The sequence below is a fragment of the Rhodanobacter glycinis genome (assembly GCF_006438785.1).
Classification (GTDB): domain Bacteria; phylum Pseudomonadota; class Gammaproteobacteria; order Xanthomonadales; family Rhodanobacteraceae; genus Rhodanobacter; species Rhodanobacter glycinis_A.
Genome location: NZ_RCZB01000001.1, coordinates 295444 through 319923 on the forward strand (window position 1 = coordinate 295444; position 24480 = coordinate 319923).

23 protein-coding genes and 2 tRNA genes are annotated in these 24480 nt (G+C 65.0%); 5 read left to right on the forward strand and 20 right to left on the reverse strand.

Features of this window, described 5'->3' with window-relative positions; translation table 11 throughout:
* The first annotated feature begins 13 nt into the window (after positions 1 to 13).
* The 3 genes from EAH75_RS01535 to murB are packed head-to-tail and all read left to right on the forward strand — an operon-like array spanning position 14 to position 2882.
* On the forward strand, positions 14 to 781 hold the full coding sequence (locus EAH75_RS01535; RefSeq protein WP_140652785.1) for a class I SAM-dependent methyltransferase: 768 nt from the start codon (positions 14 to 16) through the stop codon (positions 779 to 781).
* Between the two features lie 3 nt (positions 782 to 784).
* Entirely contained in the window at positions 785 to 1822 is a 1038-nt protein-coding gene (locus tag EAH75_RS01540; protein WP_140652787.1) for a quinone-dependent dihydroorotate dehydrogenase, read from the forward strand.
* 31 nt (positions 1823 to 1853) lie between these two features.
* Positions 1854 to 2882 (forward strand): UDP-N-acetylmuramate dehydrogenase, encoded by a 1029-nt coding sequence (murB, locus tag EAH75_RS01545; protein ID WP_140804977.1) that lies wholly within the window; start codon positions 1854 to 1856, stop codon positions 2880 to 2882.
* 663 nt (positions 2883 to 3545) lie between these two features.
* On the opposite strand, the gene EAH75_RS01550 is transcribed toward murB, so the two are convergent.
* Positions 3546 to 4802 (reverse strand): MFS transporter, encoded by a 1257-nt coding sequence (locus tag EAH75_RS01550; RefSeq protein WP_140652789.1) that lies wholly within the window; start codon positions 4800 to 4802, stop codon positions 3546 to 3548.
* 315 nt (positions 4803 to 5117) lie between these two features.
* Here EAH75_RS01550 and ppk1 point away from each other — a divergent pair, with 315 nt between their 5' ends.
* Entirely contained in the window at positions 5118 to 7277 is a 2160-nt protein-coding gene (gene ppk1 / locus EAH75_RS01555; RefSeq protein ID WP_140803886.1) for a polyphosphate kinase 1, read from the forward strand.
* Positions 7278 to 7353: 76 nt separating this feature from the next.
* On the opposite strand, the gene EAH75_RS01560 is transcribed toward ppk1, so the two are convergent.
* Together EAH75_RS01560 and rnd are read right to left on the reverse strand one after the other, a co-directional pair.
* A tRNA-Ala gene (locus EAH75_RS01560) sits at positions 7354 to 7429 on the reverse strand.
* Between the two features lie 68 nt (positions 7430 to 7497).
* Positions 7498 to 8613, reverse strand: a complete 1116-nt coding sequence (gene rnd / locus EAH75_RS01565; RefSeq protein WP_140803888.1) for a ribonuclease D — start codon at positions 8611 to 8613, stop codon at positions 7498 to 7500.
* A 99-nt stretch (positions 8614 to 8712) separates the two neighbouring features.
* Between rnd and EAH75_RS01570 the strand changes: the two genes are divergently transcribed.
* Positions 8713 to 10650 carry a formylglycine-generating enzyme family protein gene (locus EAH75_RS01570; RefSeq protein WP_140803890.1) on the forward strand — a complete coding sequence of 646 codons (1938 nt, stop codon included), beginning with the start codon at positions 8713 to 8715 and terminating at the stop codon, positions 10648 to 10650.
* Positions 10651 to 10738: 88 nt separating this feature from the next.
* Here the strand turns inward: EAH75_RS01570 and EAH75_RS01575 are convergent.
* The 17 genes from EAH75_RS01575 to EAH75_RS01655 all read right to left on the reverse strand — a co-directional run bounded on the left by EAH75_RS01575 (position 10739) and on the right by EAH75_RS01655 (position 24475).
* A tRNA-Leu gene (locus EAH75_RS01575) sits at positions 10739 to 10824 on the reverse strand.
* A gap of 25 nt (positions 10825 to 10849) precedes the next feature.
* Positions 10850 to 11431: a cysteine dioxygenase family protein gene (locus EAH75_RS01580; RefSeq protein ID WP_140652909.1), complete on the reverse strand. Its 582-nt coding sequence runs from the start codon at positions 11429 to 11431 to the stop codon at positions 10850 to 10852.
* A 46-nt stretch (positions 11432 to 11477) separates the two neighbouring features.
* The gene (gene metX / locus EAH75_RS01585; protein ID WP_140652911.1) at positions 11478 to 12605 is read right to left on the reverse strand and encodes a homoserine O-acetyltransferase MetX; all 1128 of its coding nucleotides are present in this window, start codon (positions 12603 to 12605) and stop codon (positions 11478 to 11480) included.
* Positions 12605 to 13660 carry a c-type cytochrome biogenesis protein CcmI/CycH gene (locus EAH75_RS01590; protein ID WP_240046265.1) on the reverse strand — a complete coding sequence of 352 codons (1056 nt, stop codon included), beginning with the start codon at positions 13658 to 13660 and terminating at the stop codon, positions 12605 to 12607. The genes metX and EAH75_RS01590 overlap by 1 nt, the downstream gene beginning before the upstream one ends.
* Positions 13657 to 14082: a cytochrome c-type biogenesis protein gene (locus tag EAH75_RS01595; protein ID WP_140652913.1), complete on the reverse strand. Its 426-nt coding sequence runs from the start codon at positions 14080 to 14082 to the stop codon at positions 13657 to 13659. The genes EAH75_RS01590 and EAH75_RS01595 overlap by 4 nt, the downstream gene beginning before the upstream one ends.
* A gap of 89 nt (positions 14083 to 14171) precedes the next feature.
* Positions 14172 to 14714: a DsbE family thiol:disulfide interchange protein gene (locus EAH75_RS01600; RefSeq protein ID WP_140652915.1), complete on the reverse strand. Its 543-nt coding sequence runs from the start codon at positions 14712 to 14714 to the stop codon at positions 14172 to 14174.
* Positions 14711 to 16687: a heme lyase CcmF/NrfE family subunit gene (locus EAH75_RS01605; RefSeq protein ID WP_140652918.1), complete on the reverse strand. Its 1977-nt coding sequence runs from the start codon at positions 16685 to 16687 to the stop codon at positions 14711 to 14713. Before EAH75_RS01605 ends, EAH75_RS01600 begins: the two co-directional genes overlap by 4 nt.
* A complete protein-coding gene (gene ccmE / locus EAH75_RS01610) occupies positions 16684 to 17154 on the reverse strand; it encodes a cytochrome c maturation protein CcmE (RefSeq protein ID WP_193557807.1) in 471 nt (156 codons plus the stop codon). The genes EAH75_RS01605 and ccmE overlap by 4 nt, the downstream gene beginning before the upstream one ends.
* A gap of 24 nt (positions 17155 to 17178) precedes the next feature.
* Positions 17179 to 17394, reverse strand: a complete 216-nt coding sequence (ccmD, locus tag EAH75_RS01615) for a heme exporter protein CcmD (protein ID WP_140652922.1) — start codon at positions 17392 to 17394, stop codon at positions 17179 to 17181.
* The gene (locus tag EAH75_RS01620; protein WP_140652924.1) at positions 17391 to 18149 is read right to left on the reverse strand and encodes a heme ABC transporter permease; all 759 of its coding nucleotides are present in this window, start codon (positions 18147 to 18149) and stop codon (positions 17391 to 17393) included. Before EAH75_RS01620 ends, ccmD begins: the two co-directional genes overlap by 4 nt.
* 6 nt (positions 18150 to 18155) lie before the next feature.
* On the reverse strand, positions 18156 to 18842 hold the full coding sequence (ccmB, locus tag EAH75_RS01625; protein WP_140803892.1) for a heme exporter protein CcmB: 687 nt from the start codon (positions 18840 to 18842) through the stop codon (positions 18156 to 18158).
* Entirely contained in the window at positions 18839 to 19474 is a 636-nt protein-coding gene (gene ccmA / locus EAH75_RS01630) for a cytochrome c biogenesis heme-transporting ATPase CcmA (protein WP_140652928.1), read from the reverse strand. The genes ccmB and ccmA overlap by 4 nt, the downstream gene beginning before the upstream one ends.
* Positions 19475 to 19535: 61 nt before the next feature.
* Positions 19536 to 19943 carry a DUF3293 domain-containing protein gene (locus EAH75_RS01635; protein ID WP_140652930.1) on the reverse strand — a complete coding sequence of 136 codons (408 nt, stop codon included), beginning with the start codon at positions 19941 to 19943 and terminating at the stop codon, positions 19536 to 19538.
* The gene (locus tag EAH75_RS01640; RefSeq protein ID WP_140803894.1) at positions 19936 to 21339 is read right to left on the reverse strand and encodes an FAD-dependent oxidoreductase; all 1404 of its coding nucleotides are present in this window, start codon (positions 21337 to 21339) and stop codon (positions 19936 to 19938) included. Before EAH75_RS01640 ends, EAH75_RS01635 begins: the two co-directional genes overlap by 8 nt.
* A gap of 77 nt (positions 21340 to 21416) precedes the next feature.
* Complete coding sequence (gene phbB / locus EAH75_RS01645; protein ID WP_140652934.1) at positions 21417 to 22208, reverse strand: acetoacetyl-CoA reductase; 792 nt, start codon at positions 22206 to 22208, stop codon at positions 21417 to 21419.
* A 116-nt stretch (positions 22209 to 22324) separates the two neighbouring features.
* On the reverse strand, positions 22325 to 22822 hold the full coding sequence (gene phaR, locus EAH75_RS01650; protein WP_140652936.1) for a polyhydroxyalkanoate synthesis repressor PhaR: 498 nt from the start codon (positions 22820 to 22822) through the stop codon (positions 22325 to 22327).
* Positions 22823 to 22912: 90 nt separating this feature from the next.
* A complete protein-coding gene (locus tag EAH75_RS01655; protein WP_140652938.1) occupies positions 22913 to 24475 on the reverse strand; it encodes a DHA2 family efflux MFS transporter permease subunit in 1563 nt (520 codons plus the stop codon).
* Positions 24476 to 24480 lie beyond the last annotated feature (5 nt).

Consider the following 24480-nt stretch of genomic DNA (forward strand, 5'->3'; position numbering starts at 1 on the left):
TGAGGACAACGACATGAAAGGGCTGCATTCCACCGCACGCTTCAGCGACCGCGTCGACGACTACGTGCGCTACCGCCCGGACTATCCGCCGGCGCTGCTCGACTGGCTGCAGCGCGAGCAGGGTGTCGATGTGGATTGGCGGATTGCGGATGTCGGTGCCGGCACCGGCATCTCGTCGAAGATGTTTCTCGATGCCGGCTATCGCGTGACCGCGGTGGAGCCGAATGCGCCGATGCGTGTCGCCGCCGAGCGCTGGTTGCAGGCGTACAAAAATTTCGATGCGGTCGATGGCAGGGCCGATATCACCGGATTGCCCGATGCCAGCATGGACCTGGTCACCGTGGCGCAGGCGTTCCACTGGTTCGACGAAGAAACCACGCGGCGCGAATTCGCGCGCATCCTGCGGCCGCGCGGGCTGGTGGCGATCTGGTGGAACTCGCGCCGATTGACCGGCACGCGCTTCCTCGAAGGGTACGAAGCGTTGCTGCAGACGTTCGGCACCGACTACACCAGCGTAGCCGAGCGCTACGCCGACGATGCACGGATGCGCGACTGGTTCGGCACCGGGCTCCGCGGCAGCGCCCGTTTCGAACATGCCCAGCGACTGGATTTCGACGCGCTGCGCGGGCGCCTGATGTCCTCGTCGTATGCGCCGCAAGCGGGCCATCCGCAGCACGAGCCGATGCTGCGTGCCCTGCGAGAACTCTTCGACGCCTGCGCCGTGGACGGCAGGATAAGCTTCGATTACGACACCCGCATTTTCGCGGGCCAACTGGCCTGAGCCATGTACGATCTCCTGCGCCCGCTGCTGTTCAAGCTTGATCCCGAGACCGCGCATCGACTGACCCTGTATGGGCTCGGCGTAGCCCAGCGCAGCAATTTCGCGCAGTGGATCGCCACGCCACCGGCGGATCTGCCGACCACGGTGTTCGGCATCACGTTTCCGAATCCGGTGGGCCTTGCCGCGGGGCTCGACAAGAATGCCGAACACCTCGATGCGCTGAACGCGCTCGGCTTCGGTTTCATTGAGGTCGGCACGGTGACTCCGCTGCCGCAGCCTGGCAACGACAAGCCGCGCATGTTCCGGCTGCCGCAGCATGAGGCGATCATCAACCGCCTCGGTTTCAACAACGGCGGTGTGGATGCGCTGGTGCGCAACGTGCAGCGATCCGGCTATCACGGTGTACTCGGCATCAACATCGGCAAGAACAAGGACACGCCAAACGAGAAGGCGGTCAACGATTATTTGATCTGCCTCACGCGCGTCTATGAACACGCCAGCTACATCACGGTGAATATTTCCTCGCCCAATACCCAGGGCCTGCGCGACCTGCAGCAGGAGGCCACGCTGCGCCGCTTCATCGCGATCCTGCGTGAGGCGCAGGAGCGGCTCGGCTCGCAGCATGGCCGGCGCAAACCGATGCTGCTGAAGATCGCGCCGGACCTGAGCGAAGCCGAACTGGATTCGATCGCCGAGGTGCTGCTGCGCACCGGCATCGACGGCGTGATCTGCAGCAACACCACGATCGACCATGCGTCGGTGGCTGACGATCCGCATGGGGGCGAAACAGGCGGCTTGTCCGGCAAGCCGCTGTTCGAGCGATCCACCGCGGTGCTGGCCGGCATGCACCAGCGCCTGCAGGGACGTATTCCGCTGATTGGCGTGGGCGGTATTCTCGACGGCAGCGATGCGGCAGAGAAGCTCGACGCCGGTGCGTCGCTGGTGCAGGTCTACACGGGGTTGATCTATCGCGGCCCGCTTCTGGTCGGTGAGTGTGTCAACGAAATACGCCGCCAGCGCGAGGCCGCCGATGCCGCCTGAACGGATAGACATGCCAGCGGAGCGTATAGACATGGGCGGCTACATGCTCACCGAGAATGCCTCGCTGGCCACGCGCAACACGTTGCGCGTGAATGCTCGCGCGACGTTGCTCGCCGAAATTCGCGACGCCACCAAGCTGCCCGAACTGCTCGACTTTCCGGCCATCCGCAACGGCCGTCTGCTCGTGCTGGGTGAGGGCAGCAACGTGCTGTTCACCGACGATTTCGACGGCACCGTGCTGGTGATGGAAACCCGTGGCGTGCAGGTGGAAAGCGATGGCGACAGCGCGCGCATCGCAGTGGCTGCCGGCGAGTGCTGGGACGATTTCGTGCGCTGGACGCTTGGCCACGGATACGCCGGCCTGGAAAACCTGATCCTGATACCCGGCACCATCGGCGCCGCACCGATCCAGAATATCGGCGCCTACGGCTGCGAGGTGGCCGAGTTCGTCGAGAGCGTGGAGGCGTGGGACACTCGCGAGCGACGGGTGGTGACGCTCGATCACGCCACCTGCGCGTTCGCCTATCGCGACTCGCTGTTCAAGCACGAGCCCGGCCGCTACATCGTCACCGCCGTGCGTTTCCTGCTGCCGCGCAGCCGTCCGCTGCGCACCGACTACGCCGGCATCGACGAGGAGCTGGTGCGGATGGGCGTGGACAAGCCCGCGCCGTTTCACGTCGCCGAGGCGGTGGTGCATCTGCGCACGCGCAAGCTGCCCGACCCGTCGGTGATCGGCAACGCCGGCAGCTTTTTCAAGAATCCGATCGTGGACGCTGCGCTGGTTGATGCGCTCAAGCGTGAGCATCCTGGCCTTGCGACATGGCCGCAGCCTGACGGACGCTGCAAGCTGTCTGCTGCATGGATGATCGAGGCCGCTGGTTTCAAGGGTATCCGCGAAGGCGATGCCGGCATTTCCAACCGGCATGCGCTGGTGCTGGTGAATCATGGCAAGGCTACAGGGCCGCAACTGTGGGCACTGGCGCAGCGGGTGATGTTGGGCGTGCACGACAAGTTCGGCGTAACGCTTGAGCCGGAACCAGTGGTGATCGGCGCGCGCTGAGCTTTTCTGTGGGAGCAGCTTTAGCCGCGACAACTCTTGCTCGTTCTTGTTGATTGAGTGCAGAGCGTTCGATCGCTGTTGGCGACCGAGTCACTTTCTCTTTGCGTGGCCAAAGAGAGAGTAACCAAAGAGAAAGGCCACCCCGCTTGGCGCTTGCCGGGCGTCCATGCCCGGCAAGTTCGCGAGCCGGGGCCGGGCTTTTTGACAGGGCTTCCTGCCCTGACGAAAAGGAATCGGCGTCCCTGCCGATTCCCCTCCGGGCCTTGTCGTCCCCAACTCACCGCCGCACAGGGGCCCCGGTAGAGCAGCAGCGGGCCATCGTGGCCCGCACTCGGTGAAGAGCTGAAAGCGCACAAGCAAGAGCAGGAGCAAAGCATCGCTCTGCAGCTGTTTTGCTCTGGCCCCACTTCTTTTGATCTGACTCTTCTGAAGAGTGTGCGCTTGGAGCGCTCTGCTCTACCCGGGGCCCCTCTGAAGCGGCGCGCGGGTGGAGGAAAGCCCGCAGGGTGCGTAAGCGGGGTGTCGTTTTCTCTTGGGTACTTCTCTTTTGGGCAAGCACAAAGAGAAGTACCTCGCCCTCCGCAGGAGGGTGAAAGCTGTTCGCTTCAAACAATCAATCAAAGAGCAAGAGCATCGCGCACAGGGTGCGCTCCTACAACAACATCAAGCGTGACTCCGCCTTTCGAGATTCGGCAAGAACACCGTGATCAATCCCATCAGCGGCAGATACGCACACAACCGATAGACATACTCGATGCCATGCGTGTCGGCCAGCCCGCCGAGCACGGCGGCGCCGATGCCACCCATGCCGAAGGCGAAACCGAAGAATAGCCCCGAGATCATGCCGACGCGGCCGGGAATCAGCTCCTGCGCGTAGACCAGGATCGCCGAGAACGCGGACGCCAGAATCAAGCCGATGATCACGGTCAGCACGCCGGTCCACATCAGGTTCGCGTGCGGCAGCAACAGGGTGAACGGCGCCACGCCGAGGATGGATACCCAGATCACCCACTTGCGTCCGATGCGGTCGCCGATCGGGCCGCCGATCAGCGAGCCGGCGGCTACGGCGAACAGGAACACGAACAGATGCACCTGCGCGCTCTGCACCGACACGCCGAACTTGTGGATCAGGTAGAAGGTGTAATAGCTGCTGAGACTGGCCAGGTAGAAATACTTGGAGAAGATCAGCAGGCCGAGGATCGTCAGCGCGCCGATGATCTGGTTGCGCGACAGCGATACGAGTGCCAGATGGCTTGAGGTCGACTTGCTGCGGCTGACGTGATGCTGGCGATACCAGCGCCCGACCTGCAGCAGCACCACGATCGCCAGCAGCGCCGCCAGCGAGAACCACGCCACGCTGCCACGGCCGTGCGGCACGATGATCCATGCGGCAAGCAGCGGCCCCAGCGATGAGCCGGTATTGCCGCCGACCTGGAACAGCGACTGCGCCAAGCCGTGCCGACCGCCCGAAGCCAGCCGCGCCACCCGCGAGGATTCCGGGTGGAAGATCGCCGACCCGGTGCCGACCAAGGCAGCTGCCAGCAACAGCACCGGAAACGTGGGTGCCACCGCCAGCAACAGCAGGCCGGTCAGGGTGAAACCCATGCCCACAGGCAGCGAGTACGGCATCGGTCGGCGGTCGGTCAGCATGCCGACCAGCGGCTGCAGCACCGAGGCGGTGAGCTGGTAGGTCAGCGTGATCAGGCCAACCTGGGCAAAGCTGAGGTGGAAGTCGCCCTTCAGGATCGGATAGATCGCCAGGATCAGCGACTGGATCATGTCGTTGAGCATGTGCGCGAAGCTGATGCCGCCGAGCACACCGAAGGCAGTGCCTTCGCTGGAGGGCGTGCCGGCTGGGGTATCGGTCGATACGGGAATGGCGGCGGGGGACAGCGGGGCGCTTTCGACGCGGGTCTGCATGGGGAACGTTCGGCCGGGAAATGTGGCACGGCGCCACGCGCCGTCGGGGATGACAACGATATGACAAATTGCCAGTGGCCCGCATGTGCCAGCTGTCCGGCTGCAGCATTCTCTTGTGGGCGCGGCTTCAGCCGCGATGCTCTTGAAAGTCATCGCGGCTGAAGCCGCTCCTACAGGCCGTTGTCATCTGCCGGTCAGGAAAATGTCGCAGACTGCGTGCTGCCCGGGTGCTCGCGCGTGCTGACCGAGCCATCACCGGTAGCGCGGTACCATGTCGGAACCACGTAGCCCACTTTTGCCGGACCCGGTGTACCGATGAACAGCCGCCTGATTCGCGAGACTTCGCCGACCGATACTTCCGTGCCGGCCGCCAACGAGGCCTTGCCGGCGGCAGCGGTGGTGGATCTCACCGACAACCGGCTGTACATCCACCGCGAGTTGTCGCAGTTGCAGTTCAACATCCGCGTGCTGGACCAGGCGCTGGACGAGCGCACGCCGCTGCTGGAGCGGCTGAAGTTCCTGCTGATCTTCTCCAGCAACATGGACGAATTCTTCGAGATCCGGGTGGCCGGGCTGAAGGGCCAGATCGCGCTGGACCACGAGATGATCGGGCCGGACGGCATCCCGCCGAAGCGTGCGCTGGCCGAGATCAGCGAGATCGCACACCGGCAGATCGAACGGCAGTACGCGATCCTCAACGAACGCATCCTGCCGGAGCTGGTTGCGCACGGCATCCGCATCGTCCGCCGCACGCAGTGGACGCACAAGCAGAAGCTGTGGGTGCGCCGCTATTTTCGCGAGGAGGTGGCGCCGCTGGTGACGCCGATCGGGCTCGACCCGACCCATCCATTCCCGCTGCTGGTCAACAAGAGCCTCAACTTCATCGTGCGTCTGGAAGGCGTCGATGCGTTCGGGCGCGACTCCGGCCTTGCGATCGTGCCGGCGCCGCGCGTGCTGCCGCGGCTGATCCGCATGCCGCTGGAAATCTGCGAGGGCGGCGACAACTACGTGTTGTTGTCGTCGATCATCCACGCGCATGCCGAGGAATTGTTCCCGGGCATGCAGGTGCTCGGTTGCTACCAGTTCCGGCTGACCCGCAATGCCGATCTCACACTCGATCCGGAAGACGTCGAGGATCTGGCACTGGCGTTGCGCGGCGAGCTGTACTCGCGCCGTTTCGGTGACGCGGTGCGGCTGGAGGTGGCCGACAACTGCCCGAAGGATCTGATCGACTATCTGCTCAAACAGTTCGGGCTCACCGAGTCGGAGCTGTACGAGGTGAAAGGCCCGGTGAATCTGGCGCGGTTGTTCCGCATTGCCAACAACGTGAGCTATCCGCAACTGCAGTACCTGCCGTTCACGCCGGTTCTGCCCAAGGCGCTCAAGCATGCCGAGGACCTGTTCCAGGTGATCGGCAAGCAGGACGTGTTGTTGCTGCATCCGTACGAATCGTTTTCGCCGGTGGTCGATCTGCTGCGCCAGGCGGCGAAGGATCCGCAGGTGCTGGCGATCAAGCAGACGCTGTATCGCACCAATGCGAATTCGGAAATTGTGGATGCGCTGGTCGACGCCGCCCGCGCCGGCAAGGAAGTGACCGCGGTGGTCGAGCTGCGCGCGCGCTTCGACGAGGAATCCAACCTCACGCTTGCCTCGCGCCTGCAGCAGGCCGGCGCGATGGTGATCTACGGCGTGGTCGGCATCAAGACGCATGCCAAGCTGATGCTGATCCAGCGTCGCGAAGGCAGCGAGCTGGTGCGCTATGCCCATATGGGCACCGGCAACTACCACACCGGCAACGCGCGCCTGTACACCGATTACAGCCTGCTCACCTCCGACGAGGCGCTGTGCGAGGACGTGCACAAGTTGTTCAGCCAGCTCACCGGCATGGGCAAGGTGCTGCACATGAAGAAACTGCTGCATGCGCCGTTTACGCTGAAGAAGACCCTGCTGGAGCTGATTGCGCGCGAAACCACGCATGCAGCGGCTGGCAAGCCGGCGCAGATCATCTTCAAGGTCAACGCGCTGACCGAGCCGAAAGTGATCCGCGCGCTGTACAAGGCCAGCATCGCCGGTGTGCAGATCGATCTGATCGTGCGTGGTGTCTGCTGCCTGCGTCCTGGCGTGGAAGGCGTCTCGGAGAACATCCAGGTACGCTCGATCATCGGTCGCTTCCTCGAACACAGCCGCGCCTACTGGTTCGCCAACGATGGCGAACCGCAGTTGTACCTCTCCAGCGCCGACCTGATGGAGCGCAACCTGGACCGTCGGGTCGAAACCGCGTTCCCGATCGAAGGCAAGAAGCTGCAGCAGCGCGTGCGCAACGCGCTGGAGCTGTATCTCACCGACAACACCAGCGCTTCGCTGCTGCAATCCGATGGCCAGTACCTGCGCCCGGCTGTGCCAAGCGGCGAATCGGCTCGCGACGTGCAAACTGAATTGATGGAGAAGCTGTGCGGGGCAGGCAGCGCGCATTGACGTTGCCGGTGCCTTTTATGGGTGCAGGCACGAAAAAGCCGGCGCAAGGCCGGCTTCCCGTCAATCGTAAAATCCGTGGTGGAGCGGATGGGGATCGAACCCACGACCTCCACGATGCGAACGTGGCGCTCTCCCAGCTGAGCTACCGCCCCACGGAAGCCGCAAATGTTAGCAGCGTGCGCCGGTTTTCGCCAAGCCCTGCGTTCGGTCCTGGTCGGGATCAGTCGGGCAGCAGGGTGACGAGCCGGTCGTGCAGCACGTCGCGGCGCCAGCCTTCGAGGAACTCGGGCCATTCGGCGGTGACCACGTATTCCTCCAGCGCCTTGCGCGGGCACAGCAGGCCGGGCGGCAGGTCGAGTTCGCCGGCGAGACTGTCGACCAGCTGTTTCATCGCACCGAGTGACTTCTTTGCTTCACCCAGCGGATGGCCGGGAATGCGGGCGGTGGCGGTGATTTCCTCGGCGCTGACCGCGGGCACGAACACTTCGAACAATTCGTTGCGTTGGACCGAGCGCAGGGCGCGCTGGCCACGGCTGCGTTGTTCGAGATCGCCGAGGCTGGCCGGCGGCTGTTGCGCCAGGCTCAGCGCCAGGGTGTCGTCGAGCAGCCATGGGCGCGGTACGTCGAGGCGGCGTGCGCTGCGATCGCGCCACAGCAGCAAGCGACGCAACAGCGCTTGCTGCGCGGCGGGCCATTCGGCAGCGGCGCGCATCGTGCGCTGCGGTTGCGGATCGCCGTCGCGATGACTGGCGCGGCGTTTCAGGCGTTCGCAATCCTCGGCGTGCCAGGCGCTGCGGTCGCGTTGCAGCAGACGTTTGCCGAGCTGCTCGTGGATGGTCTTGAGGTAGACCACGTCGAGCGCGGCATAGCTGCATTGCGAGGTGGTGAGCGGGCGCTGCAGCCAGTCCGAGCGGGTCTCACCCTTGTCCAGGTCCACCCCGGTCAGTTCGGCCACCAGCGCGCGGTAGCTGATGCCCAGGCCCATGCCGACGAAAGCGGCGGCTATCTGGGTATCGAACAGGATGTGCGGCCCACCTGGCAACAGCGGCGCAAGGGTTTCCAGGTCTTCGCTGGCGCTGTGCATGACGGTAGCCGCGGGGCCTGCGCCCAGCAGCGGCTGCAGTGCATCGGCGATCTCGAACGCGAGCGGGTCGACCAGCGCGTGACGACCATTCCAGCCCAGCTGCAGCAGCGCCAGTTGCGGATAGAACGTGTTGCGACGCATGAACTCGGTATCCAGGCCGACCGCCGCATCCGCGGGTATCGTGGCCAGCCATGCCTGCAGCGCATCGCGATGATCGATCCATTCGGCGGCAGCGGTTTCGGGCAGTGACATCGGTACTCCTTGGAAGGCGCCAGCGCGGATTGCCCTGTCGGCGGTTTGTGCCTATGGTGGACAGCGCACGATAACAGGCCGCACCAAGGACGCCCATCTATGCCGAGCAATGCAACCCTGCGCCGTCAGCGAACTCTAGGTGGAGCGCTGGGCGTGATCGTGCTGGGTTTCGCGCTGACATATCACTTCTTTCCGCGGTTGTTCCACGTCGACCCGACCCAGACGCCGCGCCGGTCGATGTCGATGGGTGCCGCGGTGCCCACCAGTGCCTTGCAGCCGGAGCGGGTGTCGGCGATCAACGAACTCAATGCCGGACCGCCGTTGGCCCTGGCGCCCGCGGAAGTGATTGCCGCGCACAGCAGCAGGAACGCCAACCTGCCCAAGCAGCTGAGCGCGGACCCGCCCGCGGTGCAGGCATTGCTGGTGCGCGCGTCCAAGGCGCTGCATGCCGGTCAGCTGGTCGGCGACGCAAACAGCGCCGCGGCGTTGTTTGCACAGGCGTTGACGGACAAGCCGGACAGCCGGCTGGCCGCGCAGGGCCTGTTCGACGTGCGGGCACGGCTGGTGGCGGAGATCGACCAGGACATTGCGCTTGGCGATGCCGATGCCGCGGCCGACCTGATCGATGCGCTGCGTACGTTGCCGGATGCGGCCGATGATGTGGCACAACTGGAAGCCAGCCTGAAAACCCTGGTCAAGGTGCGCCCGATGCTTGCCCGCGCCGCCGGTCTGTTGCAACAGGGCAAGGTGGATCAGCCGCGTGGCGAGAGTGCGCTGGATATGTACCGCGAAGTACAGCAGCTCGACCCGCAGAATGCCGTGGCAGAGCAGGGCATCTTTCAGGTGCAGCGCGCGGTACTCGATCGTGCACTGGCGGCAGTGGCGCAGAACGATTTTGCCGGTGCCGACCGCGAGCTGGCCGAAGCACAGACCATCCGTCCGGGTTCACAGCAGATGCTGGACGTGCACAAGCGTGTCGACGACATGCGCGAGCAGCGCGCGAACGGCGTGCTGGCGCAGGCGCGTTCGGCACTGGACGCGGGCAATATCGAGCTGGCCAGGAAACTGGTGATGCAGGCCCGGGCGATCGATCCCGCATTGGCGGGGCTGACGGATTTCGACGAGCAACTGACCAATGCGCGCCTGTATGCCAGCTACAAGCCCGGCCAGGTCTTCAGCGACCGCTACATCGATTTGCCCGGCAAGACGCCGGCGATGCTGGTGATCCCTACCGGCAGTTTCCAGATGGGCGCGTCAGCCGACGAAGATGACCACATCGACGCCGAACTGCCGCAGCACACGGTCAATATCAGCAAGGGTTTCGCGATGGCGCGCACCGCGGTGACGGTCGGCGAGTTCCGCGAGTTCGTGCGGGCCAGCGGCTACGTGCCCGATTCGGTGAAACTCGGCGGCTCCAGCGTGTACGACGAGCGTAGCGGCGCGTTGCGCGATGATTCGGCCGCGACGTGGCAGGACGACTACGCCGGGCACAAGGCCGACGACAAGCTGCCGGTGGTGAATATCTCGTGGAACGATGCCAAGGCGTACGCCGACTGGCTCAGCCAGCGCACCGGCAAGGCCTACCGGCTGCCCAGCGAGGCCGAATTCGAATACGCGTTGCGCGGCGGCACCACCAGCCGCTACTGGTGGGGTGACGGCACACCCAAAAGTCCGGTGGAAAACCTCACCGGCTCGGGCGATCGCTCGCACAGCGGCCGCCGCTGGAGTCATGCCTTCCGCAATTACCGCGACGGCTACTGGGGACCGGCACCGGTGATGAGTTTCGCGGCCAACCCGTTCGGCCTGTACGACATCAACGGCAACGTGTCCGAATGGGCGCAGGATTGCTGGCACGACAGCTACATCCGTGCCCCGAATGACGGCAGTGCGTGGCTCAACCCCGGTTGCCGCGCCCACGTCGTGCGTGGCGGCTCCTGGGGCAGCTCGCCGGAGCAGGTCAACTCGGCTTATCGCCAGGGCGCCAACGGCGACGTGCGCAGCGGCAGGGTGGGCTTTCGCGTGGTACGGGAGCTGTAGACCGGCGGACACTCCGATGTCCCCTCAAGAGCGATGTCACAGGAAAAAACAAAGGGTCAGGCTTGCGCCTGACCCTTTGTTTTCTTGTTGGTACCGGTGATAGGACTCGAACCTACACGACATCGCTGCCAGCGGATTTTGAGTCCGCCGCGTCTACCATTCCGCCACACCGGCATGTGAGCGGCGCATTATGCCGGGTTCAGTGCACGCGGTCGAGTCCCAGCTGACGCACGTCGCGGCCATACCAGCGGTCTTCCGGCAGCGGCTGGAACACCGCGCAGCGGAGCATCGGGCCGGAGTAGATGTGCAGGCTGACGGTGACGGCGTTGTCGCTGGGGTTGCGGATGCTGTGGTATTCGTGCGGCGGAATCAGGCTGCCAGCCGAGCCGGCACCGGCCTGGATCGAACCGACCGGCTGGAAGCAGTAGCGCTGTGCGTCGTGCTCCACCAATTCGTACTGCACGATCTCCAGTGCGCCGTTCCAGACGCCCTCGACGCACCACATGCCGTCGTGATCGTGGATCGGCGTGCCCTGACCCGGGCCCCAGGTCATCGCCACCACGCAGTAGCCGTGATCCTCGCTGCGGTACAGCTCGCGGCGGGCGTAGTGTTCGGCGTTGGCTTCGAACACGCACGGGGGCAGCGTCACGGCGTTGTCGCGGATCAGCTTGCACAGGCTGTTGCGCAGGCTGTCGGTGAGCTCGTGCGTGGTCGGCTTGGCCACGGCGGCGTCGATCGCGTCGATCAGCGTGCGGCTGCCGGGAAAATCCAGGGTAAGCATGGCGGTCTCGGGGTGCGTAATGCGGCTTATCTTAGCAGCGCGGCGGTTACGGGATCGAAAGACGCTTCAGGAAGCCACCGATCGCGCGGCTGTAACTGTCGATGTCGACGAGGAACGCGTCGTGGCCCTGAGGCGAATCCAGCGCCACAAACTCCACCGTCGCGCCAGCTGCCTGCAGGCCTTCGGCGATCTGTTCCTGTTGCTGCAGCGGGAACAGGATGTCGGTGCTGACGCCGATCACCATCGCCCGTTCGATATGGATGCGCTTGAGTCCTTCGAGCACGCTGCCGTGGCCGTATTCGGCGATATCGAACCAGTCGCTGGCGCGTGAAAGATAGAGGTAGCTGTTGGGGTCGAAGTTGCGCACGAAGCGCTGGGCGTGGCCTTCGAGATACGACTCGACCTGGAACTCGCGGCCGAACGGTTCGTCCTCACGCTGTTCCGGATCGAGCCGGATGCGCGCGAAGCGGCCGTTCCATTCCATCGCCGAGCGATAGGTGATCACACCGAGCTTGCGCGCGATGCTCATGCCCATGTCGGGGTAACTGCCACCTTCCGCGGCGTGGATGTCGTAATGGCCGTCGTTGAACTGCGGATCGAGCCGGATCGCCTCGCGCTGCAGCGAACGGATCGCGATCGCAAATGGCTGCGCCTGCGGCGCGGTGTCCACGCTGATATGCGCGCGCACGCTGCCGGGATGCAGCAGCATGTAGGCCAGCGCGCTCATGCCGCCCATCGAGCAGCCGATCAGGCAGGCCAGCCGGGTGATGCCCAGACTGCTGACGACAGCGTGTGCGGCGTTGGCGACGTCTTCCAGCGCCAGTTCGGGAAAGCTCAATCGATAGGCTTGCCCGGTGGCCGGGTCGGTCGAGGCGGGGCAGGTCGAGCCCTTGTCGCTGCCCAGCGAGTTCACGCAGATAACGAACCAGCGCGAGCTGTCGATGGCTTTGCCGGCGCCGGCCATGTCCTCCCACCAGCCAGGCGTGGGATCTTCGTCGCACGAGGTCATGTGCGCGCTGGGCGACAGGCCGGTGAGCACCAGCACGGCGTTGTCGCGTGCTGCGTTCAACCTGCCCCAGGTTTCGTAGGCAACGTGAGCACCACGCAATTCGCCGCCACGCTTCATCGCGAACGGCGAGGGCAGGCTGAGGTAGTGTCGCGCGTCCCGGCTCATCAATGCACTTTGTCGATCAGGATCGCGACAGGTGTCTTCCTGGCCACGTCGACGATACCGGCGTTGCCTTCCAGGTCACCCGGCTGGGCGATCGGCTGGCCGCTGTGGCTGATCCGGGCACCCACGAATACCTGGGCCACCGATGACAGCTTGAGTGCCGGCGTCATCGCCATCGCATCGGTCAGGGTCACCTTGGTCGGCAGCTGATTGGCCTCGAGCCTGGTCACCGCCAGAGGCATCGGCGGGCCACTCACTGGTCGGGCGAAGATGAACAAGGTATCCCCGGGCGCGAGTTTCGCTTTCAGGTCGGATGCCAGTGATACCTGCACCTGCAGGGCAGCCTCCTGCGTCGTCGCCGCAGCGGCGTGCGTGGATGCGGCCTCTGCCGGTGCGCCGCCGGCGCGGGCATCTGCCTGGCTGATCTGTTCGGCGACGGCCTTGGCGACCTCCGAGCCCGGTTCAAGCTGCGGTGCCAGCAGACGCCAGGTAGCGGCCGCACCGGAGTAGTTGCCTTGCTGAAATTCGCTGGTGCCGAGCAGCCACAGGCCGCGTTGGCTGTCGGGCTGAAGCTGTACGGCATGCTTGAGCAGCGCCACGGCGCGATCGCCGATGACATGGTCGCTTTTCAGCATCGCATCGGCCTCGGCCCAGCCAACCATCGCGTCGACATTGTTGGGATCGAGCTTCAGGATGTGTTCGTAGGCATCGCGAGCATCGTCGGTGTTGTGCAGCATCGCGCTGGTCTGTGCCAGCAGTGTCCAGGCCTGCAGGTCATCGGGCTTTTCCGCCAGGTGTGCGCGCAACTGGGAAACCGCCTGTTGCATGGTCAGTGGCATGCCGGTCTGGGTGGCGGCTCCGTTGATTGCCACCGGGGTGCCTACCTCCAGATACAGCCAGCCCGCTGCCAGCGGCAGTACGAGAGCGATCGCGAGGGTCAGCACGAATACACCACGCGAGCGGCCGCTGCGGCGCCCCTGGCGAACCAGTGGCAACAATAGGACTGCCAGCGCCACCGCGATCATCGCTGCGGCGATTGCATAAAAGACCATTTTCACCAGTCGTCCCCGTTTCCGGTCTGTGCTTCGGTGGGTGCATCATCACCGCGGTGGCGCTTGCGGATGGCAATCACCACCGCGGAGGCACCGGCGAACAGTATCAATAGAGGCCCGAACCACAGCAGCCATGTACCGGGCTGCAACGGCGGGTCGTACAGCACGTAGTTGGAATAGCGCGCAACCAGGTACTGCTTGATCTCCTCGTCGCTCTTGCGCTGCTGCATCATCTGGAATATCTGGTTGCGCAGGTCGCGTGCAATGGGTGCGTTGGAGTCGGCCAGCGTCTCGTTCTGGCACATCGGGCAGCGCAGCTGGTGGGTCAGGTGCTGGAAGCGCAGCTCCTGCGCGTGATCCCGGAATGGCATCGGCTCGATCGCCTGCGCATGGGCGACGCCGATGAACGTTAGCAGCGCTGTAAGCATGAGTCGCAGGAAAGCACCCTGTGCACCATGTTTCTGGCTCCGATCGACAAAACGTCGCGCGAAAGGTGCGCTCCCGCGAAGCAGCAACATCACGGTGCCTCCTTCAGCATCGCTGCAATCGCTGGCTTCAGTTCGTCTTCCACCACGTCGGGCGTGAGCGGGCCGATATGCTTGTAGCGGATCACGCCTTTCGCATCGATCAGGAAGCTTTCCGGCGCCCCATACACGCCGAAGTCGATCGCGGTATGGCCCGGCTCGTCGGCGATCAGCAGGTTGTACGGATTGCCGTGTTCGGCCAGCCAGCGCTTGGCGTCGGCCGGCGCGTCCTTGTAGTTGTAGCCGACCAGCTGCACGCCCAGGCCCGGGCCTTCGGCTTCCAGCACCGGGTGCTCCACGCCGCACTCGATACACCAGCTGGCAAACACGTTGAGCAGGTAGGGCTGGCCTAGCAGGTCCGCCTTGCTCACCCTCTGCGTGGGTTCATACAGCTTGGGCAGATTGAACGCGGGCGCCGGCTTGTTCAACAGCGGCGACGGAATCGCGTTCTGGTCGTGCTGGGTGTTCCACCAGATGCCGAAGCCGAACAGCGCCACCAGCAGCATGAATCCCAAGAACGGCAACAACCGGCTCATGCGTGCGTTTCCTGTACCTGCAGACCGGCAGTTGCTTCTTCGATTTTCGCGCTGCGCTTGATGCGGAAGCGCTTGTCGCCGGCGCAGACGAAACCACCCAGCATCATCAGCAGGCCGCCGCCCCAGATCCAGCGGATGAACGGCTTGTAGTACAGCCGCAGCGACCATGCGCCTTCGATGTCGTTCGCATCCATCGGCTCGCCCAGCGCCACGTACAGATCGCGGAAGATGCCGGCGTCCACCGCTGACTCGGTCTGTACCTGACCGCGCAAGTAAGTGCGCTTCTGCGGATGCATCACGGCGACGGCCTTGCTGTCGCGGGTGACCGTGACCACGCCTTGATCGGCGCGCCAGTTCGGTCCGGTTGTGCGGTGTGCGCCGTCGAAACGGAAATCGTAGCCGCCGATGTGCTGGGTCTGGCCCGGTGCCATCCGCACGTCGCTGGTCACACTGAGCGATTCGGACAGCAGCACGCCAGCCACGAACACACCCATGCCCAGATGCGCCAGCAGCATGCCGGCCATCTCGGCCGGGTAACGCCGGCCGCGCGGCATTTCACGCCAGCGCTTGATGGCGTACAGCAGCACGCCGACGGCAAGCCAGACCAGCGATGCCACGCCGGCGATCGCCTTGAGCTGGCCGTTCACGAAGAATGCGGCGACGATCGCGCACGCCGCCGCGGCGATGCCGGCGCGCAACAGCACCTGCTTCAGCGCCGGCAAGTCGCCCTTGCCCCAATGCAGGAAGGGTCCGAACGGCAGCAACAGCACCACCGGCAGCATCAGCAGCGGAAACAGGAAACCGAAATACGGTGGCCCGACCGAGACCCGGCCCAGATTCAGCGCGTCGCCGACCAGCGGAAACAGCGTACCCAGCAACACCATCGCCGCGGCCACCGCGAACATCAGGTTGCCGATCAGCAGCACGGTCTCGCGCGAGACCACCTTGAACGGTTTGCCGCCGACTACCTTCGGCGCGCGCAGCGCGTACAGCAGCAGCGAGCCGCCGACCACGATGGTGAGGAACGCCAGGATGAAGATGCCGCGGCGCGGATCGGAGGCGAACGCATGCACCGAGGTAAGCACACCCGAGCGCACCAGGAAGGTGCCGAGCAGGCTCAGCGAAAACGCGAAGATCGACAGCAGGATCGTCCATGCACGCAGCGAGCCGCGCTTCTCGGTGATCGCCTGCGCATGGATCAGTCCCAGACCCACCAGCCACGGCATGAAGCTGGCGTTTTCCACCGGATCCCAGAACCACCAGCCGCCCCAGCCCAGCTCCGCATAGGCCCACCAGCTGCCCGCGACGATGCCGCAGGTGAGGAAGCCCCAGGCGATATTCGTCCACGGTCGCGCCCAGCGCACCCAGGCCTGCTCCAGCTCGCCGCCGAGCAGGCCGGCGATCGCGAATGCGAACGCCACCGAGAAGCCGACATAACCGGTGTAAAGCACCGGCGGGTGGAAGGTCATGCCCGGATCCTGCAGCACCGGATTCAGATCGGCACCGTCGCCCGGCATCGGCAACAGCCGGCCGAACGGATCGGAGGTGAAGATGATGAAGGCGAGGAAGCCCACCGCGATCAGGCCCATCACGGCCAGCACGCGCGAGGCGAAGACTTCAGGCAGTTTCTGGCTGAACGCGGCCAGCGCCACCGTCCACACGTTGAGGATGAAGATCCACAGCAGCAATGAGCCCTCGTGTGCGCCCCAGACCGCGGCGATGCGGTAGTACCAGGGCAGGGCGAGGTTCGAGTTGTCGGCCACGTACTGCACCGAGAAGTCGAAGCGCACAAACGCCCAGACGAGGATGCCGAACGCCATCGCCACGAACACCGCCTGGCCGGCTGCGGCGGGTCGCGCCACGGCCATCAGCGCACGATTGCCACGCCAGGCACCGAGCAGCGGCAAGATACCCTGCGCCAGCGCCAGCAGCAGGGCGAGGATCAGCGCGAGCTGGCCAAGTTCCGGAGTCATGGCATCTTGTCCTGCGCCGCAGCGGCGTCTTCGATCTTCTTGTTGGCGTGCGCCTTGGCCATCGCGTCCTTCAGCTCTTTCGGCATGTAGGTCTCGTCATGCTTGGCCAGCACTTCGGTGGCGATGAAGTGCGCATTGTCCATGTGCCCGGTGGCGATCACCGACTGGTTGTCACGGAACAGGTCCGGCAGGATGCCGGTGTACTCGACCGGCATCGCGCCGCCTGCGTCGACCACGGTGAAGGTGACCTTGAGCGAGTCGTTGCTGCGCTGGATCGAGCCGGCCTTGACCATGCCGCCGAGGCGGAACGTGTTGTAGCTGCCCGCCTCGCCCGACTGCACCTGGCTCGGGGTGAGCAGGTAGTTCATGTTGTTTTGCAGGGCGACCACGACCAGCACGGCGGCGATCGCGGCGGCGGCGAGGATCAGCAGGACGATGGTGAGCCTGCGCTTGGGGGTGGGATTCATGGGCATGGTCGGGAGCCGCCCCCGTCAGGGGGAAGGTGGAGTGGGAATGGAGTTGCTGCCGGCGCGATCCTGTCGTGCCTGTTGACGCACCAGCCGTGCGCGGAGTTCCCGCAGCACGCGGCGACGGCGCAGGCGCGGCGCCACAGTGTCGGCGATCAGCACGATGAAGAACACTGCATAGGCCGGCCATACATAGGCGGCATAACCGCCCATCGTGAAGAACGTTTGCGGGGCACTCATGGCTTCGCCTCGTCTGCGGCGATTTTTCGCACCCAATCCTTGCCGCCTTCCATTGCCAACAAGTCGGTACGCGCGCGTCGAAACAGGCTGGCGGCGTAATAGAACTTGGTCGCCAGCATCATTGTCAGCAGCGGCCACAGCATGTCCCAGGACATCTTCGATTGGCCGAATACGTTGATCGTGCTGCCCTGGTGCAAGGTGTTCCACCAGTTCACCGAGAAATGCACGATCGGCACGTTGATGATGCCGATGATCGCCAGGAAGGCGGCGGCGCGCGCACCCTGGCGACGATCCTCGAACGCGTGATACAGGCCAATCACGCCGAGATAGAGGAACAGCAGCACCAGCTCGGAGGTGAGCCGGGCATCCCACGTCCACCAGGTGCCCCACATCGGCTTGCCCCACAGCGAACCGGTGACCAGGGTGATGAAGGTGAACGCCGCGCCAATCGGCGCCGACTCCATCGCCACCACTTCAGCCAGCTTGATCCGCCACACCAGCGCGATGAACGCAGCCACGCCCATCGCCGCATAGATGAACATGCTCATCTCGGCGCTGGGCACATGGATGAAGATGATCCGGTAGGCGTCGCCCTGCTGGTAATCGGCCGGCGCCAGCACCAGGCCGCCGTACAGCGCGATCGCACCCAGCAGCAGCGCCAGCGTCATCGCCCACGGCTGCAGCGCACCGGCGAAGCGATAGAACGTCGGCGGGGAGCCGAGCTTGTGCAACCAGAGCGGGATCCAGTTAGACATAACCAGTTATGCGTCCAGGGCAATACGAAGGGCGGCAGCGCAGGCCAGTGGCGCCAGCACCACAGCCAATACCAGTGCAGCAGCGAGCCAGATGATCGGCGCGAGCCACGGCAATCCCTGCTGGGCGGCCGCCACGGCACCCGCGGCAAAGATCACCGCCGGCACGCACAAAGGCAGCAACATCAAGGCCAGCAGCATACCAGAGCGCCGGGTGCCGGCCGTCAGCGCCACCAGCACCGCGCCGAACAGACTGAGCAGCGGTGTGGCCAGCGACAGCGCCAGCAGCAACACCGGAATCACCGCGCCGGGCAGGTGCAGCATCGAGGCCAGCAGCGGCGCGATCACGATCAGCGGGAGCGCGGTGGTGATCCAGTGGGCCAGGATCTTCATGCCAAGCATCAGTGCCAGCGGCTGCGGGGCCATGACCAGCTGTTCCAGCGAACCGTCCTCGATATCGCTGGAGAACATCGCATCCAGCGCCAGCAGCATCGCCAGCAACACGGTGACCAGCACCACACCGCCGGCGATCCGCTGCAGCAGCGTGTCTTCCGGCCCCAGCGCGAACGGGAACAGCATCGTCACGATCAGCGCATACAGCACCGGCATCGCGATATCGCCGCGCCGGCGCCAGGCCAGGGTGAGGTCGCGTCGCAGCATCGCCGTGCAGGCGGTGAGGAGGCCCGGACGATTCATGCGTGCATCCGGATATGCCGGGGTTCGCCGCCATGGAAACTCACGGCGCCATGGCTGGTCACCAGCGCGGCACCGCCGGCGGCGGTGTGCGTCTCCAGTATGCGATTGACCAGCGCGATGCCGATGCGGTCGAGGTTCGCGTACGGCTCGTCGAGCAGCCACAGCGTGGCCGGCAGCAACAGCAACCGGGCCAGTGCGGCGCGCTTCTTCTGGCCAGCGGACAAGCGGCGCACCGGTTCGTCTTCGTAACCGCGCAGGCCGATCTCGGCCAGCACTGCCGCCACACTGGCGCCGTCGCGGCAGCCATGCAGGCCGGCGGCGATCCGCAGGTTTTCGCAGGGGCTGAGATCGGCCTTGAGGCCGAGCTGGTGGCCGAGAAACAGGATCTCGCCGGCGCAGCGATCGCGCTGCAACGGTTCCCCGCGCCAGCGCAGCTCGCCTTCGCCGACGTGCAGCAGGCCAGCGAGCATGCGCAGCAAGGTGGTCTTGCCGCTGCCGTTGTCGCCCTCGACCAGCGCCAGTTCGCCGGCGCGCAGTTGAAAATCCAGCGGTGCGAACACTGGTTCGTCCTGGCGAAGGAAACTCAGGGCTCGCGCTTCAAGCAGGGACGCAGTGGAATTTGCGGCGGTCATTACCTTGATTGTCCGCAATGCCGATGGCGCTTGTCCATGCGGCGTGCTGCCGCTGAGCCGGTCAGTCCGTCAGACGCAAATGGGCGACACCATTCGCCTGGCCATGCACATACGCCAGTTGTGCGTGTTTTCTGGCCAGACTGTCCAGCACGGCGATGGGCGCTCCGATCACAAACAGGCTGGGTTCAACCCAGCCCGTGCTGCCGACCCCGATGGCAGAGTAGACCGTCACGTCGGGCTGGCCCTGCAGGGTGGCCAGCAATTCGCGTTGCGCAGCCAGATTCTCCGCGAGCGGGCGCCTGCGCGCCTGCGGATTCCACGCCGTGATGAAAGCCCATGGGCGCGAGCCGACCACGGACACGAGCTCGCCGGGCAGCATCAGGTCGACGCGTATCGTCGCCCAGGTCACCGTGTCCAGGTTGACGTGGTAGGCCGTGGCGTGGAACGCCTCCAGCAGGGACTCATCCATGGCGAAGTACCGGCAAGGGAGGCAGGCTGGACTGGAGCAGCCGTACTGCCGCATCGAGGTCGATATCGGCGACTTGCGGTGACTCGCGCAGCAACTGTTCCAGCAAGGCGTCCTGCGCACGTCCGCGCTCGAGCGCATAGACGTAGGGCACGTGCGAGAACGTGACCAACCTGTAACGCGCCATGTAATGGTGCGGCGCGCGTGCGGCCAGCAGCGCACCCAGCTCGCGCTTGGCCAGGTAGTGCGGGTCGGCGACCGAGTCGCGCATCTCGACGTAGTTTTCCAGCGCCATCGCGGCGATCGCGTTCGCGTTGGGTAGGCGCACGCGCTGGAACTCGGCGAACACCTCGGCGCTGTCGTCCGGCGCCGCGGCCAGCAGGTTCGCCAGCACCACGGTGTCTTCGAAGCCGCAGTTCATGCCCTGGCCGTGGAACGGCACGATCGCGTGGGCGGCATCGCCGACCAGAAGCGCACGGCCGTCCAGATGCCAGCGGTCGAGATACAGCGTGGACAGGGTACCGACCGGATGGGTGTCGAAGTCTTCGTTGAAGCGTGGAATCAGCGACAGCAATCCCGGGAACTGTTTGCTGAAGAACGCCGCGGCGGCATCGGCGTCGGGCAGAGTGGCGAAGCTCGGTGCCTCACCTTGCGCCGGCAGGAACAGTGTGACCGTGAAGCTGCCCTCGGTATTCGGCAGCGCGATGCACATGTAGCCGCCGCGGGGCCAGATATGCAGCGCGTGTGGCTCCAGCGCGAACTGGTCACGACCGCCGCTGAGCCGCAGCACGGCGGCCGGCAGTTCGCCGGCTGGGGGGATTTCCAGCTCCTTGTAGCCATGGCCGAGCGACTCGATGCGTTCGCCCAGCGGGCTGTGCGCATTCATCGCCGCGCGCACCGAAGAGCCGGCGCCATCGGCACCGATCAGCATGCCGAACGGAAGATCGCGTTCCACTCCCGTCGCGTCGGCCATCCGGATGCGCTGCGCATCGAAGTCGGCGCCGATCAGCGATTGTCCGAAATGAAACTGCACGCCAGCAGCCTCGGCGGCATCCAGCAGCAGCATGTTGAGTGTGCCGCGGGAGACCGACCAGATCACTTCGCTGTCGTCGACACCGTAGCGTTGCAACGCGCTGTTGCCGTCGAGATCGTGCACCATGCGTCCGCGCATCATCACCGCGTGTTGCAGCACGTCATCGGCCAGCCCCGCCGAGCGCAAAGCCTGCAAGCCGCGTTCGGCGAGGGCGAGGTTGATCGAGCGACCGCCGATGAAGCCGGCTCGCCGGGGGTCCGCACGCTTCTCGAACACCTCGACTGCAAAGCCGCGCTGCGCCAGCTGCTGTGCCAGCAGTGCGCCGACCAGGCCGCCGCCAATGAGGGTGATGGGTTGCTGCGCCATGCTGCGATCCGCGGAAGGTAATCTGCCCACTGTTCCGCAAGCGGGACGCGACTGCAATCCCGCGTCGCCCGAGCGACTCAGAAGCTCATGAAATACCCGCCGTTGACCGGCAGGTTGGCGCCGGTGATGTAGCCGGCATCGTCGGCGGCGAGAAAGGCCACGGTGCGGGCGATATCGGCCGGCGAACCCAGTCGCCCGACCGGGATGTCGGCGATGATCTGCGCACGGATCTCCGCCGATACGGCGGCAACCATCGGTGTGTCGCAGTAGCCGGGCGAGACGGTATTCACGGTGACGCCCTTGCGCGCGGTCTCGCGCGCCAGCGCCATGCTGAAGCCGTGCACGCCGGCCTTGGCAGCGGAGTAATTGGTCTGGCCGAACTGCCCGGTCTGGCCGTTGACCGAGCTGATGTTGACGATGCGGCCGAAGCCGCGCGCCGTCATGCCCTCCACCACATTGCGGCACATGTTGAACACGCCGTCGAGGTTCACGCGCATCAGTTCATGCCACTGCTGCGGCGTCATCTTGCGCAGGCTGGCGTCGCGGGTGATACCGGCGGCGTTGACCAGGATATCGACGCGGCCATGCTGTTGTTCGATGCGGGCGACCAGCTGCTGGCAGCTGTCGAAGTCGCTGACGTCGGCAGGCTCGAACGTGATGGCGTCATGGGAGCTGGCGATTTCATCGCGGAACGCGGCGATGCGCTCGCTGCGTGCCGCCAGATCCACTGCGACCACCTTGCAGTCGGTCTGGGTCAGTTGACGGCAGATTTCCGTGCCGATGCCACCGATGCCGCCAGTAACCAGCGCAACACGTCTTCCAACAGCAGGCTTTTCAACAGCAGGTCTCGAAGCGGCAGTCTGGTTCATGGATTTCGGTCAGTTGGCTTGATCATGCGGCATGGCAGCACGTGCTGTGCTGCAGCGATCGGATCAGGGGGACAAACGAACGGCGCGTCGATGCGCGCCGTGAGCCAGGCCTGGAATCAGCCGGATTTCTTGCCGCTGCGGCTGCTGGCACCCGGGGTCGGGATCACCTGGGCGGCGGTATCGATGAGTCCGCGCTGCATGGCCTGGAATGCCGCCAGGTTGCGCTCGGTCAGGTCGTTCAGCGTGTTCCAGGGCGTCTGCCCCATCAGGCTGTTGAGCTGGCTGCGGAACTGCGTTTGCTGATCCAGGAACACTTCGAGGCTGCGCTCCAGGTACGGTCCCATGAAGCCCTGCAGCGAATTGCCGTAGAAACGGATGATCTGGCTGAGCAGCTGCGGCGACAGCATCGGCTGCCCCTTGTCCTCGTGTTCGGAGATGATCTGCAGCAAGACCGAACGGGTCAGGTCTTCGCCGCTCTTGGCGTCGCGAACCTCGAAATCCTCGTTGTCCAGCACCAGTTGACGGACTTCCTCCAGCGTGATGTAGCTGGAGATTTCCGTGTCGTAGAGACGCCGGTTCGGGTACTTCTTGATGGTGCGCTTTGTTTGTGCCATGCGGCGAACGCTAACAGAAGATATTGCGCCGCACCAGTCGTGGCCGTATCGAAAATGCTGCAGCCCCGGGACGCAGCATTTTCGCCACCCTCAGTGGCCGACCGCACCGCCAGCGCTTCCGAACGGCGGTTTGGCGAACCACAGGATCGGGATCAGCAGCACGAACAGGATCGCGCAGGCCCAGAACACGTCATTCACCGCCAGCGTCAGCGCCTCGCGCGTCAGCAGCTGGTCGATCAGCCCCAGGCTTTGCGTGTGGGACAGGCCGCTATGCGACAGCTGCGAGATGAATTGGGTGGCCGCGGGATGGCCCGGGCTGACGTACTCGGTCAGCGCGGCATGGTGGGTTTCGCCGCGGTGCTGCCACATCGTCACCATGATCGCGGTGGACACGCTCGAACCGATGGTGCGGCAGAAATTGGACAGTCCCGATGCGCTGGCGATCTGGTCGACCGGCAGGCCGGAAAGGTAGACCTGGTTCAGCGGGATGAAGAAGCACGGAATCGCCAGGCCCATCACGAAGCGCGGCACGATCAGGGTGGAAAACGAGGCGGAGCTGTCGAAGGTGGAGAACCAGTACGCGGTGCCGGCGAACACCAGGAACGCGAACGTCACCACCGCGCGCAGGTCCAGCTTGTGCATGTTCTTGCCCAGGATCGGCGCGATCAGGAACGCCAGCACGCCGACCGGCGCGGTGGCCAGCCCGGCCCAAGTGGCGGTATAGCCCAGGGTGATCTGCAGCCACAGCGGAAACACCACGTTGATGCCGAAGAACGCAAACATGCCCAGCGACAGGCTGACCACGCCCACGGTGAAATTGCGTTGCTTGAACAGCGACAGGTCCACCACCGGATGCTTCGCGTGCAGCTCCCACACGATCAGGAAGGTGATGCAGATTAGCGCGGTGAGACCCAGGGTCAGGATCATCGGCGAGGAGAACCAGTCGTGGTCGTTGCCGTTGTCCAGCATGAACTGCAATGCGCCGACGCCGACCACCAGCAGCAGCAGGCCGATCATGTCGATCGGTGCCTTGTAGGTCCTCGTCTCGCGCTTGCGCAGCAGGCCCCAGGTGACCACCGCCGCCAGGATACCCACCGGCAGGTTGATGTAGAAAATCCACGGCCACGAGAAATTGTCAGTCAGCCAGCCGCCCAGGATCGGGCCGAAGATTGGCGCCACCACCACGGTCATCGCCCATAGCGCCAGTGCGATGCCCTGTTTTTCCTTGGGGTAATTGGACAGCAGCAGGGTCAGCGACAGCGCCACCATCGGGCCGGATCCCGCACCCTGCAGCAGCCGTCCGATCACCAGCATCGGCATGCTGGTGGCCAGGCCGCACAGCATCGAGAAGATCACGAACATCAGCACCGAACCGACGAAGGTCTTCACCTCGCCGAAGCGGCGCGCCAGCCAGCCGGTGAGCGGCTGCATGATCGCGCTGGCCAGCGCGTACGAGCTGATCGTCCAGGTGCCTTCGCTGGGGCTCACGCCGAGGCTGCCGGCGATATGCGGCACCGCGACGTTGACGATCGTCATGTCCAGCACCTCCATGAAGGTGCTGAACGCGACGGCGATGGTGAGCAGCGCCAGCGGAGCGCCGTGAAGCGGCTTCAGCGGGGCGTCGGGTGCAGCGTCGTTCGGCGTGGCGGCCATGGCTG

Bases quoted from the DNA above. Each gene is read 5' to 3' on its own strand.
- ccmD (WP_140652922.1), bottom strand. From the start codon at position 17,394: ATGAGTGCCCCGCAAACGTTCTTCACGATGGGCGGTTATGCCGCCTAT.
- ccmA (WP_140652928.1), bottom strand. From the start codon at position 19,474: ATGACCGCCGCAAATTCCACTGCGTCCCTGCTTGAAGCGCGAGCCCTG.
- murB (WP_140804977.1), top strand. From the start codon at position 1,854: ATGGGCGGCTACATGCTCACCGAGAATGCCTCGCTGGCCACGCGCAAC.
- EAH75_RS01640 (WP_140803894.1), bottom strand. From the start codon at position 21,339: ATGGCGCAGCAACCCATCACCCTCATTGGCGGCGGCCTGGTCGGCGCA.
- EAH75_RS01600 (WP_140652915.1), bottom strand. From the start codon at position 14,714: ATGAGCCGGTTGTTGCCGTTCTTGGGATTCATGCTGCTGGTGGCGCTG.
- ppk1 (WP_140803886.1), top strand. From the start codon at position 5,118: ATGAACAGCCGCCTGATTCGCGAGACTTCGCCGACCGATACTTCCGTG.
- phaR (WP_140652936.1), bottom strand. From the start codon at position 22,822: ATGGCACAAACAAAGCGCACCATCAAGAAGTACCCGAACCGGCGTCTC.
- metX (WP_140652911.1), bottom strand. From the start codon at position 12,605: ATGAGCCGGGACGCGCGACACTACCTCAGCCTGCCCTCGCCGTTCGCG.
- ccmE (WP_193557807.1), bottom strand. From the start codon at position 17,154: ATGAATCCCACCCCCAAGCGCAGGCTCACCATCGTCCTGCTGATCCTC.
- rnd (WP_140803888.1), bottom strand. From the start codon at position 8,613: ATGTCACTGCCCGAAACCGCTGCCGCCGAATGGATCGATCATCGCGAT.
- EAH75_RS01540 (WP_140652787.1), top strand. From the start codon at position 785: ATGTACGATCTCCTGCGCCCGCTGCTGTTCAAGCTTGATCCCGAGACC.
- EAH75_RS01635 (WP_140652930.1), bottom strand. From the start codon at position 19,943: ATGGATGAGTCCCTGCTGGAGGCGTTCCACGCCACGGCCTACCACGTC.
- EAH75_RS01570 (WP_140803890.1), top strand. From the start codon at position 8,713: ATGCCGAGCAATGCAACCCTGCGCCGTCAGCGAACTCTAGGTGGAGCG.
- EAH75_RS01595 (WP_140652913.1), bottom strand. From the start codon at position 14,082: ATGCTTACAGCGCTGCTAACGTTCATCGGCGTCGCCCATGCGCAGGCG.
- EAH75_RS01550 (WP_140652789.1), bottom strand. From the start codon at position 4,802: ATGCAGACCCGCGTCGAAAGCGCCCCGCTGTCCCCCGCCGCCATTCCC.
- EAH75_RS01605 (WP_140652918.1), bottom strand. From the start codon at position 16,687: ATGACTCCGGAACTTGGCCAGCTCGCGCTGATCCTCGCCCTGCTGCTG.
- EAH75_RS01580 (WP_140652909.1), bottom strand. From the start codon at position 11,431: ATGCTTACCCTGGATTTTCCCGGCAGCCGCACGCTGATCGACGCGATC.
- ccmB (WP_140803892.1), bottom strand. From the start codon at position 18,842: ATGAATCGTCCGGGCCTCCTCACCGCCTGCACGGCGATGCTGCGACGC.
- EAH75_RS01620 (WP_140652924.1), bottom strand. From the start codon at position 18,149: ATGTCTAACTGGATCCCGCTCTGGTTGCACAAGCTCGGCTCCCCGCCG.
- phbB (WP_140652934.1), bottom strand. From the start codon at position 22,208: ATGAACCAGACTGCCGCTTCGAGACCTGCTGTTGAAAAGCCTGCTGTT.
- EAH75_RS01655 (WP_140652938.1), bottom strand. From the start codon at position 24,475: ATGGCCGCCACGCCGAACGACGCTGCACCCGACGCCCCGCTGAAGCCG.
- EAH75_RS01535 (WP_140652785.1), top strand. From the start codon at position 14: ATGAAAGGGCTGCATTCCACCGCACGCTTCAGCGACCGCGTCGACGAC.